Origin of the sequence: Micromonospora sp. NPDC023633, from assembly GCF_040640035.1 — a bacterium.
Lineage (GTDB): Bacteria > Actinomycetota > Actinomycetes > Mycobacteriales > Micromonosporaceae > Micromonospora.
This window is the reverse complement of sequence record NZ_JBFABB010000014.1, coordinates 80194-94398: the sequence shown is the minus strand read 5'-3', so window position 1 is coordinate 94398 and position 14205 is coordinate 80194. Positions and strand designations below refer to the sequence as shown.

11 protein-coding genes and 1 pseudogene are annotated in these 14205 nt (G+C 74.1%); 3 read left to right on the top strand and 9 right to left on the bottom strand.

What is annotated here, in order from left to right; all coding sequences use genetic code 11:
- The 6 genes and pseudogenes from AB0G13_RS06885 to AB0G13_RS06860 form a co-directional block, all read right to left on the bottom strand.
- Positions 1-366: pseudogene (locus AB0G13_RS06885) on the bottom strand (hypothetical protein); the annotation flags it as partial.
- A 343-nt stretch (positions 367-709) separates the two neighbouring features.
- Positions 710-847 carry a hypothetical protein gene (locus AB0G13_RS06880; RefSeq protein WP_165947779.1) on the bottom strand — a complete coding sequence of 46 codons (138 nt, stop codon included), beginning with the start codon at positions 845-847 and terminating at the stop codon, positions 710-712.
- Between the two features lie 259 nt (positions 848-1106).
- The gene (locus AB0G13_RS06875; RefSeq protein ID WP_357870004.1) at positions 1107-2564 is read right to left on the bottom strand and encodes a dihydrolipoamide acetyltransferase family protein; all 1458 of its coding nucleotides are present in this window, start codon (positions 2562-2564) and stop codon (positions 1107-1109) included.
- 5 nt (positions 2565-2569) lie between these two features.
- Positions 2570-3559 carry an alpha-ketoacid dehydrogenase subunit beta gene (locus tag AB0G13_RS06870; RefSeq protein WP_357869989.1) on the bottom strand — a complete coding sequence of 330 codons (990 nt, stop codon included), beginning with the start codon at positions 3557-3559 and terminating at the stop codon, positions 2570-2572.
- Complete coding sequence (pdhA, locus tag AB0G13_RS06865) at positions 3559-4734, bottom strand: pyruvate dehydrogenase (acetyl-transferring) E1 component subunit alpha (RefSeq protein ID WP_357869986.1); 1176 nt, start codon at positions 4732-4734, stop codon at positions 3559-3561. The genes AB0G13_RS06870 and pdhA overlap by 1 nt, the downstream gene beginning before the upstream one ends.
- Before the next feature lie 842 nt (positions 4735-5576).
- A complete protein-coding gene (locus AB0G13_RS06860) occupies positions 5577-6515 on the bottom strand; it encodes a hypothetical protein (protein WP_357869983.1) in 939 nt (312 codons plus the stop codon).
- On the opposite strand from AB0G13_RS06860, the gene AB0G13_RS06855 reads away from it, so the two are divergent.
- Both AB0G13_RS06855 and AB0G13_RS06850 read left to right on the top strand, forming a co-directional pair.
- Positions 6409-6960: a phosphatase PAP2 family protein gene (locus AB0G13_RS06855; protein WP_357869980.1), complete on the top strand. Its 552-nt coding sequence runs from the start codon at positions 6409-6411 to the stop codon at positions 6958-6960. The two genes, AB0G13_RS06860 and AB0G13_RS06855, sit on opposite strands and share 107 nt — an antisense overlap.
- Before the next feature lie 34 nt (positions 6961-6994).
- Positions 6995-7135, top strand: coding sequence for a hypothetical protein (locus AB0G13_RS06850; RefSeq protein WP_357869977.1), 141 nt, complete (start codon positions 6995-6997; stop codon positions 7133-7135).
- 42 nt (positions 7136-7177) lie between these two features.
- Here AB0G13_RS06850 and AB0G13_RS06845 read toward each other — a convergent pair whose 3' ends face one another.
- From AB0G13_RS06845 to AB0G13_RS06835, 3 genes are all read right to left on the bottom strand, one after another.
- Positions 7178-8401 carry a hypothetical protein gene (locus AB0G13_RS06845; protein ID WP_357869974.1) on the bottom strand — a complete coding sequence of 408 codons (1224 nt, stop codon included), beginning with the start codon at positions 8399-8401 and terminating at the stop codon, positions 7178-7180.
- A 114-nt stretch (positions 8402-8515) separates the two neighbouring features.
- Complete coding sequence (locus AB0G13_RS06840; protein ID WP_357869971.1) at positions 8516-10201, bottom strand: GTPase; 1686 nt, start codon at positions 10199-10201, stop codon at positions 8516-8518.
- The gene (locus tag AB0G13_RS06835; protein WP_357869968.1) at positions 10198-12039 is read right to left on the bottom strand and encodes a GTPase domain-containing protein; all 1842 of its coding nucleotides are present in this window, start codon (positions 12037-12039) and stop codon (positions 10198-10200) included. Before AB0G13_RS06835 ends, AB0G13_RS06840 begins: the two co-directional genes overlap by 4 nt.
- Positions 12040-12282: 243 nt before the next feature.
- Between AB0G13_RS06835 and dnaK the strand changes: the two genes are divergently transcribed.
- A complete protein-coding gene (gene dnaK, locus AB0G13_RS06830; RefSeq protein WP_357869965.1) occupies positions 12283-14163 on the top strand; it encodes a molecular chaperone DnaK in 1881 nt (626 codons plus the stop codon).
- Positions 14164-14205 lie beyond the last annotated feature (42 nt).

Below are 14205 nucleotides of genomic sequence, written 5' to 3'. Positions count from 1 at the left end.
CATTCGCCCTGGCGTTGCCGGCAGCCGCTGTCGCCACGGTGGTCGCACGGGCTGCTCCTGCGTGCCCGGCCACGCCGGCTGCGGCGATCCGCCGGCCGGTCCCCACTGGCCGGGCTGGGCCGGGTCGGTCTGCTGCGGCGCCTGGGCGGCCCACGCGGGGGCCTGCTGCTGCTCACCCTGCGCGCCCCAGGCGGGCGGGTTCGGTCGCCCCGACGGGGGCGGGGGCGCCCAGCCCAGGTCGGGGGCGCCAGCGCCGTATCCGTTGTCCTGCGGTGCCGGGCGGTCGCCGTACGGCGCCGGTCCGCCGGCGCCCGGCGACACCTCGTCCGGCTGCTGGCCGGGGTGGTGCGTGCCCTCGGACGTCATGCGTGCGCCTCCTCCATCACCTGTCGGCCGCCGCTGCCGATCGGTCTGCTCGGCAGGGTGGCCGGCGTCGCCGGTGTACCGGCCGTGCCGGCTCCCCGCACCGTATCCGGTGACCGCCCGAGGGCGCCCGGGGAGCACGGCCGTCACTCCCCGTGGCCGGATGGTGTCGAGCGGCTTCTATCGACTCGACTGCTCCGGGTCGGCGGGCGACGACCGAAGCCCACCGTACCGGGCGCTGGGGCGAGGTGGAATCCCGGTGTCAACCGCTGCGAAACGCCGACGACCCGTCCGGGTGGACCGGGCGGGTCGTCGATCTGGAGGAGGGTGAGAAAGGTCCTGGGCGTCAGCTCATGTGACGCTGGGCGATGGCGAGGATCTCTTCGCGGACCGCGGGCGAGTTGGCGGAACGCAGCGCGTGCTCGATGGCACGGGCGCGGCGGTTGGCGTCGCGGCGGTTACGGATTCGCTCGATCATGCTCACGGGTCTCTCCTCCTGGCTATTCGGTTGTCAGCCCCTTGATGTCTCCATTGAACCCCAAGACGGCCGCAACTTCCATCGATTCTTAGGTGAGCTGGGACACCTGCCGAACAATCGAAGGTATGGAGGCCGGCTGACCGACGTTTCCGTGTGCCGACGGTGAACGGTCGGTGTGTCAGGCGTGAACCCCGCCCCCAACGGACACGGCCGGTGTGCCGGGCGTGAACCCGTGCACACCGGCCGTGGCTGGTGTCGAGACCGGTCAGGTCCAGGCGAGCAGTGCCGCCTCCGGATCGGCCAGGAACTCCCCGATGTCGCGCAGGAACTTCGAGCCCAGCTCACCGTCGATGATCCGGTGGTCGAAGGACAGGCCCAGCGTGGTGACCTGACGCGGCCGGACCTTGCCCTTGTGCACCCAGGGCATCTCGCGGACCGCGCCGAAGGCCAGGATCGCCGACTCGCCCGGGGGCAGGATCGGCGTGCCGGTGTCCACCCCGAACACGCCGACGTTGGTGATCGTCAGCGTGCCGCCGGACATGTCGGACGGCGAGGTCTTCCCGGCCTTGGCCGTCTGCACCAGGTCGGTCATCGCGTCCGCCAGCTCGCGCAGCGAGAGCCGGCCGGCGTCCTTGATGTTCGGCACGATCAGCCCGCGCTCGGTGGCCGCCGCGATGCCCAGGTTGACGTAGTCCTTGACGACGATCTCGTCGCCGGCCCAGGTCGAGTTGACCATCGGGTGGCGCTTGACCGCCAGCAGCACCGCCTTGGCCACCAGCAGCAGCGGCGAGACCCGCACGTCGCGCCACTCCCGCCGGTTGCGGAGCCGGTCCAGGGCCTTCATCGCCCGGGTCACGTCGACGGTGAGGAACTCCGTGACGTGCGGCGCGGTGAACGCCGAGCGGGACATGTTCTCGGCGGTGAGCTTGCGTACCCCCTTGACGGGGATGCGCTGCTCACGGTCCGCGCCGAAGCTCGCGGCCACCGTGGCCGGGGCCGACACCGCGAGCGGCTCGGCCGCCGCCGTGGTCCCGCTCGCCGCCCGCTGTACGTCCTCCCGGGTGATCGAGCCCAGCGGGCCCGACCCGGTCAGCGTGGCCAGGTCGACGCCGAGGTCCTTGGCGAGCTTGCGTACCGGCGGCTTGGCCAGCACCGGCCCACCGGCCGGGCCGTGGCCGTTCGACGGCGCGGTGACCACCGGGGCGGGCGACGCCGGCGCGACGGGGGCCACCGGGGCCGCCGCCTGGGCCGGCACCGGGGTGTCGCCCTTGCGCGGGCGGCGCTTGGCCGCCGTGTTCCGCGGGCCGTAGCCGACCAGCACGGCGGTACGCCCACCCGGGGCGGGACCGCCGATCAGGCCCGGCTCGACCGCGCCCTCGGTGGGCGCCACCTCGACCGCGGCCAGCGACGCCGCCGACGGGGTGGGCAGGGCGGCGGCCGGCGCACCGGTCGTCGACGCCTCGATCGGGCCGGCGCCCGGGTCGGTGTCGATCGCGATGATCGGCGTGCCGACCTCGACCGTGCTCCCCTCCGGGTGGAAGATTGCCTGCACCTGGCCGGCCCACTTCGCCGGGATCTCGACGGCCGCCTTGGCCGTCTCCACCTCGACGATCGGCTGGTTCAGCTCGATGACGTCGCCGACCTTGACCAGCCACGCGAGGATCTCACCCTCGGTCAGGCCCTCGCCCAGGTCGGGCAGGTTGAACTCCTTGATCCGCGACATGCCGCTCACCAGCCGAAGGTGCGGTCGACGGCGTCGAGCACCCGGTCGAGGTCGGGCAGGTACTCCTCCTCCACCCGGGCGGCCGGGTAGGGGGTGTCGAAGCCGGTCACGCGCAGCACCGGGGACTCCAGGGAGTAGAAGCACTCCTCGGTGATCCGGGCCGCGATCTCCGAGCCGAGGCCCAGGTTGCCCGGGGCCTCGTGCACGACCACGCAGCGGCCGGTGCGCTTCACCGACTCGTACGCGGCGGTCAGGTCCAGCGGGGAGAGCGAGCGCAGGTCGATGACCTCCAGCTCCCGGCCGTCCTCGGCGGCGGCGGTCGCCGCGTCCAGGCAGGTCCGCACCATCGGGCCGTACGCCAGCACCGTGGCGTCCGTGCCGGGCCGGACGACCCGGGACGAGTGCAGCGGGTACGCCCCGGACAGCGGGGCGTCCAGGTCGACCGGGCCCTTCTCCCAGTAGCGTCGCTTCGGCTCCAGGAAGACGATCGGGTCGTCCGAGGCGACGGCCTGCTGGATCATCGTGTACGCGTCCTGCGGGTTGGCGCAGGACACCACCTTCAGGCCGGCGGTGTGGGCGAAGTACGCCTCGGGCGACTCGGAGTGGTGCTCCACCGCGCCGATGCCGCCGCCGAACGGGATCCGGATGACCATCGGGATCCGGACCTTGCCCTGCGACCGGTAGTGCATCTTCGCCACCTGCGACACGATCTGGTCGTACGCGGGGTAGACGAAGCCGTCGAACTGGATCTCGCAGACCGGCCGGAAACCGCGGATGGCCAGGCCGACCGCGGTGCCGATGATGCCGGACTCGGCGAGCGGCGTGTCGATCACCCGCTGGTCGCCGAAGTCCTTCTGGAGGCCGTCGGTGATCCGAAAGACGCCGCCGAGCTTGCCGACGTCCTCGCCCATGATGACGACCTTCGGGTCGTTCTCCAGGGCCTTGCGCAGGCCCGTGTTGAGGGCCTTGCCGAGGCTGAGCGTCTCCGTGGCCATCAGTGGGCGCTCCCCTCGAACGACTCCATGTAGCTGGTGAACTGCGCCCGCTGCTCGTCGAGCTCGGGGGACCCGTGCGGGTAGACGTGGTCGAACATCGTCACCGGCTCCGGGTCGGGCATGGCGAGCACCCGCTCGCGCAGGTGCACCGACTCGGTGCGGGCCTGCTCGTCGACGGCCGCGAAGAAGTCCGCGTCGGCGATCTGCTGCCTGGTGAGGAACGCCTTCATCCGGGCGATCGGGTCCTTCGCCTGCCAGGCCTCGACCTCGCTGGCGATCCGGTAGCGGGTCGGGTCGTCGGAGGTGGTGTGCGCGCCCATCCGGTAGGTGTAGGCCTCGATCAGGCTGGGGCCCTGGCCGAGCCGGGCGTTGTCCAGCGCGTGCCGGGTCACCGCGTACGACGCGAGCACGTCGTTGCCGTCCACCCGGACGCCGGGGAAGCCGAAGCCGCCCGCCCGCTGGTAGAGCGGCACGCGGGTCTGCCGCTCCAGCGGCTCGGAGATGGCGTACTGGTTGTTCTGGCAGAAGAACACCAGCGGGGCGTTGAAGACGCTGGCCCAGACGAACGACTCGTTGACGTCGCCCTGGCTGGTGGCGCCGTCGCCGAAGTAGGCGATCACCGCCTCGCCGTCCTCGGTCCCGGTCTTGCCGTCCATGTGGACGCCCATGGCGTACCCGGTCGCGTGCAGGGTCTGCGCCCCGATCACGATCGTGTACATGTTGAACTTGAACTCGTTCGGGTCCCAGCCACCCTGGTCGACGCCCCGGAACAGGCCGAGCGGCATGATCGGGTCGATGCCCCGGCAGTAGAGGACGCCGTGCTCCCGGTAGGTCGGGAAGGCCATGTCCTGCGTACGCAGCGCGCGTCCCGAGCCCACCTGCGCGGCCTCCTGGCCCAGCAGGCTGGCCCACAGGCCCAGCTCGCCCTGGCGCTGCAGCGCGGTGGCCTCGGCGTCGAGCTTGCGGACCAGCACGAGGTCGCGGTAGAGCCCGCGGTACTCCTCGTCGGTGAAGTCGACGCGGTACTCGGTCCCGTCCGGGCCCGTCGCGCTCTCGATCCGCTCACCCTCCGGAGTGAGCAGCTGCACCAGCTGCGGGTCGCCGGTCGCGCCCTTCCTGGACCGGGGTGCGGCCCGTCGGCCGCGACTGGAGACCCCGGGGTCGCCCTTTGCCATCCGTCTCTCCCTGTCTGTCTGCGTCGGCACCGGGGGGTCACCCGGCCGCGCAACTCGTGCGCCTGCCCGGCTGGTGCCGGACGGGTTCCTGGCGGCCGCGCCTAGCCCCGGTGGGGGTTGCCGCGCGGCGTGAGCCGGATTCTTGGCCGAACCCGGTTCGGGAGCGCCGGCGCCCAGCCGCGCCTGCCGCGGGGGTGCGCGGAGGTCGTGGCTGCGTTGCCGTCGTGGTCCATATTCGCATCACACGTGAGCGCGCCCACACTGCGCCTGTCCCGCGCCGTGGTGGTGGCCCGCTTCGTCGCACGAAGGACCCGGTGTCCGTTGCATCGACGCGCGGCCGATCCGGCGATGGTTCGTCACCGTTCGGCCATATACGCGTGTCGACACGCTGTACAGGGTTGGCCGACACAACGTCACTGGTCCAGGCTGATTGGCGCGGGATCGTCCGCGTCGGGCGGTTTGCCGCTTCCACGCGTCCGGGCGGTTCGCCGGGCGCTCCGGGGCGGTCGCCGTACCGGGCCGTCCGCCGCCGGAGCCGACGAAAGGGAGTGCGTGGTGTCCGAGCCAGCCCAAGATCCCGCCACTCCCTTCCTCGGCCGGCATCGCGCCCCCGGTGGCTACCGAAGGCTGGTCGGGGCGCACCGGGCTCCCGGCTCGGGCGGGCCGTCCCGGGGCTACCTGTTCACAGTGGCGCTGCTCGCCGGCACCGCGTCGATGCCGGTCCTCGCCGCGATCAGCACCGGCTCCGCCACCGTCGGCAGCACGGCCCTGCCGGACAGCAGCACCCCGTTCCTGCCGACACCCTCGGTCGGCCCCGTGGTGATCCCGGTGCCGGCGACGGGTCAGCCGCCGGTCGTCCCGTCGACCCCGTCCCCCGCCGTGGCCGCCCCGGGCGACTGGTGGACCGTCCCGCCCTTCCCGCGTACGCCGGTCGTCGCCGCGCCGGCCCCGCCGCCAGCGCACCGCCCGGCGGCGCATCCGAAGCCCCCGCCCCCGCCCCGGCCCGGCGGCCGACCGGCCCCGCGTCCCCCGACGAGCCCACCCCCGAAGCCGTCCCCGTCCCCGTCCCCGAGCCCGTCGCCGTCGCCGTCGCCGTCGCCGTCGCCCACGCCGAGCCCGAGCCCGAGTCCGGCACCCACGCCGAGCGGCGAACCGACGTCGGTGGAGCCGACGGGCACCCTCTCGCTGCCGCCGCCCGAACCCACGGCGACCCCGGCACCCAGCGCGACCGACGGTCCCGGCCCGACTGTCGACCCCGGTCCGACCGTCGACCCCGGTCCGACCGTCGACCCCGGTCCGACCGTCGACCCCGGTCCGACCGTCGACCCCGGTCCGACCGTCGACCCCGGTCCGACCGATCGTCCCGGCTCAACCGACGATCCCGGCCCGACTGTCGACCCCGGCGCGACCGTCGACTCCGGTCCGACCGCCGGTCCCGGCCGGAGCGGGCACCACGGGGGCAGGTCACGGGTACGGTGACGGTCGACGGCAGGTGATCCACGGCCGGGCCCGGCCCTGTCGGAGCGCCGGGCTGCGGACAGGGGACGGGTCCGGGCGGCGGCCCGGTGGAGCAGAGGCGGGGCGCTGAGCGGGACGGGCGGTTCGGACGCGGAACCCCAGACCCGTCCGGCCGCCGCGCCGCCACCCGGCAGGGGCCTCCGGCTCGCCCGGTTCGTGACCGAGCTGACCGCGCCCGCTGTGCTGGTCTCGGCGCTGACGCTGGCGGTCGGCTGGCACAGCGCCCAGGGCGCGCACGGCCTGGCCTGGGGGCTGCTGGCCACGCTCTTCGTCAGCGGGATCCCGTTCGCGTACATCCTCGGCGGGGTGCGGCGGGGCCGGCTGACCGACCATCACGTGGGGGTCCGCGAGCAGCGTCGGGTCCCGCTGCTGTTCGGGCTCTGCTCGGTCGCCGCCGGGCTGTCCCTGCTCGCGGTGCTCGGCGCGCCGCGCCCGGTGCTGGCCCTGGCCGCGGCCGGGCTCGTCGGCCTGGTGGTCGCCGTGACGGTGAGCCACTGGTGGAAGATGTCGATCCACTCGGCGGTGGCCGCCGGGACGGTGGTCGTGCTGGTGCTCACGTTCGGGGCCGGGTTGCTGGCGACGGCGCCGCTGCTCGTACTGGTCGGCTGGTCCCGGGTCCGCCTACGCGACCACACGGTGCCCCAGGTGGTCGCGGGACTTGCCCTGGGTGCCCTGGTCGCCGCCCTGGTCTTCGCCCCCCTCCGCTGACCCGCCCCCGGCCCCTCTTCCCTCCCGTCCGACGATGCGCATCCCCCTCAAGGCCGACGATGCGCACCCCCCCGGCAAGGCCGTCGATCATGCAGTTGTGGTGCCCCGCAAAAGCCGCGCAATGCTGCTTTTCGCCCACCACAACTGCATGATCGACGCGCGTGGGGCGGGGTGACGCGCGTGGGGAGGGTGCGGGGGGGTGGGAGGGGAGGGAGGGTCAGGCGGGGTCGTCGGTCAGGCGGTGGCGGTTGGCCTCGATCCAGGCGCCCAGGGCGGCCGGGTCGTCGGGGTCGACGCCGTCGGCCATCAGCTGCGCGACGGCGGCGGTGGCGGGGCTGCGGCGTTCGCCGGTGCTGTAGAGGCGGGCGAACTCCGGCACCATCTCCTCGATGGCCGTGTCGGTCTGCGCCGCCGCCTGCTCGGGCAGCCCGCGCTTGCGGGCGGCGTACCCCGTCCAGGCGCGCAGCACCCGGGGCAGCAGTGCGGCGTCGTCCATGTCCAGCACCGCCCTCCGGTGCACCCAGTCGAGCAGGAACAGCCCGGCCACGGTGGGGCTCCACCGCATCGGGTCGGCGTCCGGGAAGCTGGCCGCGTGGTCCAGCAGCAGGCTGAGGCAGAAGTGCAGCGAGGCCAGCTCCGCCCCGTCGATGGCGTCCAGGCCGAACCGGGCCGCCTCCGGTGCGGCGAGGAACCGGCGGACCAGGTCCGTACGCTCGGCGGCGGAGAGGGGTTCCGCGGCGGGTGCGGGGGCCGCCCCGGCCGCCTGTGGCAGCAGCGCCAACCGGGCGCCGAGCAGGGCGCGGTCGGTGGCGAGCGAGCCCTCCTCGGGCAGCTCGGTCAGGCCGTCGGTGATCGCCAGGTGGCGGGTCACCTCGGCGCGCATCCGGGTCGGCTCCTCGTCGCGGAACCAGGTCAGCTCGTCGCCGGCGCACATCTGCCGGACCTGGTCGAGGATCCGGTCGGGCGGCCCGCCGACGAAGACGTCCTTGGTGATGCCGATGTTGTGGTCGAGCAGCGTCACCACGGCGTGCGCCGAGCCACCGGCCGGGTCGTCGTAGGCGAAGGTTGCCAGGTAGGAGGTCTGGTCGCCGTACACGTCGCCGTAGGACCAGCAGCCGGTCAGGTGCACGCGGCCGAGCTGGGCGGCCCAGGACGGGGTGGCGGCGCCCGGGCGGACCCGGCCGGCGCCCTCGGCGTCGGGCACCAGCGCGGCGAAGACGGAGCGGATGGTGGTCGCCGCGGCCGAGCGGCGGCGGGAGGTGGCGGCCAGGAAGCCGGCCACGAAGTCCCGGACGGCGGCGTCACGCTCGGTCTCGGCGACCGAGTAGACGCTGCCCAGCAGGGCCGCGCCGAGCATCTCCGCGTCGAGGGCGTTGTCCAGCTTGGCCACGTCGCGGGCGGCGTGCAGCACCGCGTCGTACGGGGTCTGAGGCGTTCCCATCCACCGACCCTACGCCGCCGCCCGCCTCCGGACGGTACGAGCGACCCGAGCGTCCGGCACGCGTCGCGGCGCCACGCCGCCGACCTGCGGTTGCCGGGGGACGGGATTTCCGGCTCAGCGGCCGGCGGCCTCCCCCAGTGCCGTGCGGGCCTCGGCGTAGGAGGTGAGCACCGCCCGTACCGGCGTCAGCACGTGTTCCTCGCCGACCGCCGCCACCGCGGCGGTGAGGCGCCGTTCGGCCCGGCGACGGGCCCGGCGGGCCGCCCAGCGGATGACCGGCCTGGTCAGGGCGGCCACCAGCAGCCCGGCGAGCAGGCCGCCCAGGAGCAGCAGGGTGGGCAGCGGCACCTCGCCGACCATCGGGTGCTCCAACGCCGGCAGGCCCAGCGCGCGCAGCCCGTAGCCGAGCGCCAGCCAGCCCAGCCCGGCCAGCGCGGCCAGGGTCACCAGCCACTGGAGGCCGCCGACGATCCGCCACCAGAGCGGTCGCCGGTCCATGCCGAGGTCCGTGCCGGCCACCGCGCGGTCCAGCGCGTCCGGCAGGTCGCCGAGGCGGGACCGGGCGGCGGCGGTCACCGCGGCCGGCCAGGCGGCGGGCAGGTCCGCCCCGGCCCGGTCGGCCACCGAGCGGATCGCCAGCCCGAGCGCCGAGCGCTGGGCGGCGGTGGGGTCGGGCACCGAGGTCGCGGCGACGAGGCTCTCCGCCGGTTCGTCGCGGCCGGCGGCCGGGCCGGGCAGGTGCAGCCGGCGCAGCGGATCGGGCCGCAGCCGCCGCCAGCCCCGGACCAGCGGCCAGCCGGTGGTGGCGCCGCCCCGGTGCCGGTACGCCTGCTCGACCGCCTCGGCGACCGCCGGCACCCCGGCCGCGCCGGCCAGCGCCCGGTGCAGCGTGGTGACGGCGGCGTCGTCCGGCCCGACGGCCGGCGAGGCGCCCCCGACCAGCTCGTCGAGCCCGGCGACCACCGCGTCCACGTCGCCCTGGAGCCGCCGCAGCGCGGCCTGCCGCTCGGCCACCGTGCGTTCCAGCGCCTCCCGCAGCCCCGCCATGCCGGCCGGGTCGACGGCGGTGGTCGCCAGCAGCGGTACGCCGTCCAGGCCGTCGGCGTCGAGCAGCCGGCGTAGGTCGGCCAGCACCCGGGGCAGTTCGGCCGGCGGCAGCCGGTCGGCCTGGTTGAGCACGACCAGGGTGACGTCCCGGTGCCGGTGGAACTCGCTCAGGTAGCTGGTGTGGATGACGCGGTCGGCGTACTTCTGCGGGTCGACCACCCAGACCACGAGGTCGACCAGGCCGAGCAGCCGGTCCACCTCCAGCCGGTGGGACCGCTGCACCGAGTCGAAGTCGGGCAGGTCGAGCAGGATCAGCCCGCGCAGAGAGGACTCGTCGTCGGCGTCGAGCACGCTCTCCCGGACGAACCGGTGCCGGGGCAGCACGCCGATCCAGTCGAGCAGCCGGTTGCCGCCGTCGAGCGGCCCCCAGACGCAGGCGTGGGTGACGCCGGTGGTGGGGCGGCGCACCCCGACCGACGAGAGTTCCATCCGGGCGAGCGCGTTGAACAGGCTGGACTTGCCGCTGCCGGTCGCGCCGGCGAGGGCCACCACGGTGTGGTCGCGGGAGAGCGCCAACCGGGTGCCGGCCCGCTCGACCAGGGTGTGCGCCGCCACGAGCTGCGCGTCCGGCAGGTGGCCGTCGACGACCGTGAGGAACCGGCGTACGGCGTCGAGGCGGGCGATGAGCGCGTCGGCGTCGACCCGCTGGTCACCGCGGAACGCCTCGCGCATCCGCCCGACGATGTTGGTCATGACCCCTCACCCTCGGTGCCGGGCAGGCCCGCGACGGCCGCGCCGGCGAGGCCGCTGCGGTTCCGGGCGATCTCCACCCGGTTGGCGGCCCCGCGCAGCGCCTCCGCGGTGTCCGCGGCGGGCCGCGCCTGCGCAGTCCGGTCCAGGTAGCGGGCGGCCTCGTCGTCGAGCAGGGCCCGCACCCGGTCCAGCAGGTCGGCCCGGGCCTTGGCGGCCAGCGTACGCACGGCCTGGTCGCCGAAGATCGCCTGGAGCACGGTCTGCGCGGCGACGGTCGTGCCGGCCCCGGTGGCCAGCTCCAGCCCGGTGGGGATGAACGCCGTCGAGGCGAACACCGCGATCATCACGGCGAGCCCGGTGGCGTTCACCGCGTACGCGGCCGTCCGGGCCACGAAGCGGCGGTCGCCGCCCTCGGCGCGGACCAGTTCCAGCACGCCACGCTGCCACTCCCGCACCAGCCGCTCGGCCCGCTCGGGCAGGTCGGCGGCGGGATGGGCGAGCCCCGGTTCGAGCAGCGCCGCCCCGGCGGGATGGGCCTTCCACCCGGTGTACGCGTTCTCGGCCGCCTCGGCGGCGACGCCCCGCAGCAGGGTCACCAGCTGGGACTCGATCGCGTCCCGCAGCTCCGACGCGGGCGCGGGCCGGCCGGTGACCGCCGCCACCACCCGGTCGCGGAGCTGCCCGATACGGGCCTCCAGGGTGCGGAAGAACTCGCCGGTGCCGACGAACTCCTGCCAGCGGGCGAGCACCTCGCCGCGGAGCAGCCGACCGTCCTTCAGCCCCTGCTCGACGGTCCGGTGCGCCCCCCGGTACGCGGCCCGCACCCGCTCGTCGAGCGCGTCGGCGGCGGTGACCTGCTCCTCGGCGGCGTCGGCGAGCACCTCGACCGCCGGGTGCAGCGCGGCGAGCGCGCCGTCCAGGGTCTGCCGGACCACGGCGGCGCGGGCGTCGGCGTCGGCGGCCAGCCGGGCGAACCAGGCGGCGAGCGGCGCGGTGACCCGCTCGGGCAGCAGGCCCTGCCCGTCGACCCAGGTCTCCGGCAGCACGAAGAGCGGGGCCGCCCCCAGGTCCTGCGCGGCGAGCATCTCCGACAGGTGGGCGGCGATCTCGTCGGCCGCCTCCGGGGGCACCCGGTCCAGCACCATGGCGATGACCGCGCCCCGGGCCCGGGCGCTGCGCAGCAGCTCCCAGGGGACCGCGTCGGCGTAGCGGGCGGCGGTCGTGACGAAGAGCCAGAGGTCGGCGGCGGCCAGGAGTTGGCCGGCGAGGGCCCGGTTGGCGTCGACCACCGAGTCGATGTCGGGGGCGTCGAGGAAGGCCAGCCCGGCCGGCAGGGCCGGGGCGGTGACCAGTTGCAGGGTGCGCGGATCCTCGCTGGGCTCGGTGGTGCGGGTCAGGCCGGGCAGCAGCTCGCCCTTGCGGAACCAGCCCGAGTCGGCCGGGTTGCAGACCAGCACCGGGGAGCGGGTGGTCGGGCGGAGCACCCCGGCGGCGCTCACCCGCGCCTGCACCAGGCTGTTGACCAGGGTGGACTTGCCCGCGCCGGTGGACCCGCCGATCACCACGAGCAGCGGCGCGTCGAGCCGGCGCAGTCGGGGCAGCAGGTAGTCGTCGAGCTGGTCGGTGAGGCTTGCGCCGGAGCGCCGGGCGGGTTCGGCGGAGGGCAGCGCGAGCGGGAACCGGGCCGCCCCGATCGCGGCGCGCAGGCCGGCCAGTGCGGCGGGCAGGCTGTCGTCCCCGGTGGTGGCGGGCCGGTCCTCCCCGGCGTCCGTGGGGCCGGTGCGGGCTGCGACGGTGGGCGTGCCGGCCGGGATGGCGGGATCGCCGTGCGTCGTCACCGCTAAAGCGTGCCCGACCGACGCAAGGGAAAACAACCGGTCGGTACCAACCTGGGGTCGCCTCGGGTCGCCTGGGGTTGCGTCGGGTCGACTCAACCCCGACTTGACGATTTCGCGGGGCGTGGCACTATTGAGTCAAGTTCACTCAACTTGTGGTGGGGTCGCTGCGGGCGACGCCCGCCGGGCAGCTCGACGGGCGTCGCCCGTCACCTGCCCACAACGTGATGAAGCGAGGAAGCGAAGATGGCACGTGCGGTCGGTATCGACCTCGGCACGACGAACTCCTGCGTCAGCGTCCTGGAGGGCGGTGAGCCCACCGTCATCGCCAACGCTGAGGGCTCGCGGACGACCCCGTCGATCGTCGCGTTCGCCCGCAACGGCGAGGTGCTCGTCGGTGAGGTCGCCAAGCGCCAGGCGGTGACCAACCCGGACCGGACGATCCGCTCGGTCAAGCGGGAGATCGGCACCAACTGGTCCGTCGACATCGACGGCAAGAAGTACACCCCGCAGGAGATCTCGGCCCGCACGCTGATGAAGCTCAAGCGGGACGCCGAGGCGTACCTGGGCGAGCAGATCACCGACGCGGTGATCACCGTCCCGGCCTACTTCAACGACGGCCAGCGCCAGGCCACCAAGGAGGCCGGCGAGATCGCCGGCTTCAACGTGCTGCGGATCGTGAACGAGCCGACCGCGGCGGCCCTGGCGTACGGGCTGGACAAGGGCTCCAAGGAGCAGACCGTCCTGGTCTTCGACCTCGGCGGCGGCACCTTCGACGTGTCGCTGCTGGAGCTGGCCGAGGGCGTCGTCGAGGTCAAGTCGACCAGCGGTGACAACAACCTCGGTGGCGACGACTGGGACCAGCGGATCATCGACCACCTGGTGAAGACGTTCCGCGGCGAGCACGGCATCGACCTGGGCCAGGACAAGATGGCCCTCCAGCGGCTCCGCGAGGCGGCCGAGAAGGCCAAGATCGAGCTGTCCGCCGCCACCACCACCAACATCAACCTGCCCTACATCACCGCCGGCGCGGCGGGCCCGCTGCACCTCGACGTGACGCTCAGCCGGGCCGAGTTCCAGCGGATGACGCAGGACCTGCTGGACCGCTGCAAGGGCCCGTTCGAGCAGGCCGTCAAGGACGCCGGCATCAGGGTCTCCGACGTCGAGCACGTCATCATGGTCGGCGGCTCGACCCGGATGCCGGCCGTGACCGACCTGGTCAAGCAGCTCACCGGCAAGGAGCCCAACAAGGGCGTCAACCCGGACGAGGTCGTCGCCGTCGGCGCCGCCCTCCAGGCCGGTGTGCTCAAGGGCGAAGTCAAGGACGTCCTGCTGCTCGACGTGACCCCGCTGAGCCTGGGCATCGAGACCAAGGGCGGCATCTTCACCAAGCTGATCGAGCGCAACACCACCATCCCGACCAAGCGCTCCGAGGTCTTCACCACGGCGGACGACAACCAGCCGTCGGTGCTGATCCAGGTGTTCCAGGGCGAGCGGGAGATCGCGGCCTACAACAAGAAGCTCGGCACCTTCGAGCTGACCGGCCTCCCGCCGGCGCCGCGCGGCGTGCCGCAGATCGAGGTCACCTTCGACATCGACGCCAACGGCATCGTCAACGTCCACGCCAAGGACCTCGGCACCGGCAAGGAACAGAAGATGACGATCACCGGCGGTTCCTCGCTGCCGAAGGACGACATCGAGCGGATGCGCCGCGACGCCGAGGAGCACGCCGAGGACGACAAGCGTCGCCGCGAGGAGGCCGAGACCCGCAACCTGGCCGAGGCGCTTCAGTGGCAGACCGAGAAGTTCCTGGCCGAGAGCGGCGACAAGCTGCCGTCGGAGTCCCGTGACCAGATCAACGAGGCGCTCGGCGAGCTGCGCGGCGCGCTCGGCGGCCAGGACATCGAGAAGATCAAGTCGGCGCACGAGAAGCTGGCGCAGGTCTCCCAGCAGGCCGGCTCGCTGCTCTACAACCAGCAGGGCGAGCAGCCGGGCGAGGCCGGCCCGGGTGCGGCGGGTGCCGCCGGCGCCGGGGCGACCGGTGGCCCGCAGGCCGGCGGCCCCGCCGGTGGCGCGGACGACGTGGTCGACGCGGAGATCGTGGACGAGGACAAGGACAAGAAGTGACGGTTCGTCCCCGGACACGGAACCACGGCAGAGGGATGAGGT

Bases quoted from the DNA above. Each gene is read 5' to 3' on its own strand.
- AB0G13_RS06875 (WP_357870004.1), bottom strand. From the start codon at position 2,564: ATGTCGCGGATCAAGGAGTTCAACCTGCCCGACCTGGGCGAGGGCCTG.
- dnaK (WP_357869965.1), top strand. From the start codon at position 12,283: ATGGCACGTGCGGTCGGTATCGACCTCGGCACGACGAACTCCTGCGTC.
- AB0G13_RS06840 (WP_357869971.1), bottom strand. From the start codon at position 10,201: ATGACCAACATCGTCGGGCGGATGCGCGAGGCGTTCCGCGGTGACCAG.
- AB0G13_RS06845 (WP_357869974.1), bottom strand. From the start codon at position 8,401: ATGGGAACGCCTCAGACCCCGTACGACGCGGTGCTGCACGCCGCCCGC.
- pdhA (WP_357869986.1), bottom strand. From the start codon at position 4,734: ATGGCAAAGGGCGACCCCGGGGTCTCCAGTCGCGGCCGACGGGCCGCA.
- AB0G13_RS06850 (WP_357869977.1), top strand. From the start codon at position 6,995: ATGCGCATCCCCCTCAAGGCCGACGATGCGCACCCCCCCGGCAAGGCC.
- AB0G13_RS06870 (WP_357869989.1), bottom strand. From the start codon at position 3,559: ATGGCCACGGAGACGCTCAGCCTCGGCAAGGCCCTCAACACGGGCCTG.